1 protein-coding gene is annotated in these 560 nt (G+C 32.9%); it reads left to right on the forward strand.

Annotated features, from left to right (window positions below):
* Nucleotides 1-65: 65 nt before the first annotated feature.
* Nucleotides 66-560: DNA topology modulation protein (locus HFP08_RS28930; protein ID WP_168124087.1), on the forward strand; the 495-nt coding region annotated here is incomplete at its 3' end.

The raw sequence follows: 560 nt of genomic DNA on the forward strand, positions 1-560 counted from the left end.
GGTTCGTGAATACAAAAACGTTATGAGAAATTCTCGCAAAACCTAATGGCATAGGAGAAGATTCGATGAAGCGAATGATGATAATTGGGTCTGGTGGAGCAGGTAAATCCACTCTTTCAAGACAACTTGGAGATCTATTAAATTTACCTGTATATCATTTAGATGCATACTATTGGAAACCTGGATGGATGCCAACATCTAATGATGAATGGGATGATTTTCAAGAAAAACTTGTGCTCGAAGAATCGTGGATTATTGATGGAAATTATGGAAGAACACTTAATATACGAATGAAACAAGCTGATGTAATAATACTATTAGATTTTTCAAGATGGATAACTACTTATAGAGTAATCAAGAGAAGACTCATATATCACGGTAAGACTAGACCAGACCTAAATAAAGGTTGTCCTGAAAGTTTGGACTTTGAATTTATTAAATGGGTCTGGAATTTTAAAAAGACAAGAATTCCTGGAATTATGGAAAAGTTAATGAAATATCAAGATAAGAAGATCATAGTATTGAAATCACCAAAAAATGTAGAAGAGCTTATCAAAAAG

Source organism: Paenibacillus sp. HB172176 (assembly GCF_011947265.1).
Classification (GTDB): domain Bacteria; phylum Bacillota; class Bacilli; order Paenibacillales; family Paenibacillaceae; genus Pristimantibacillus.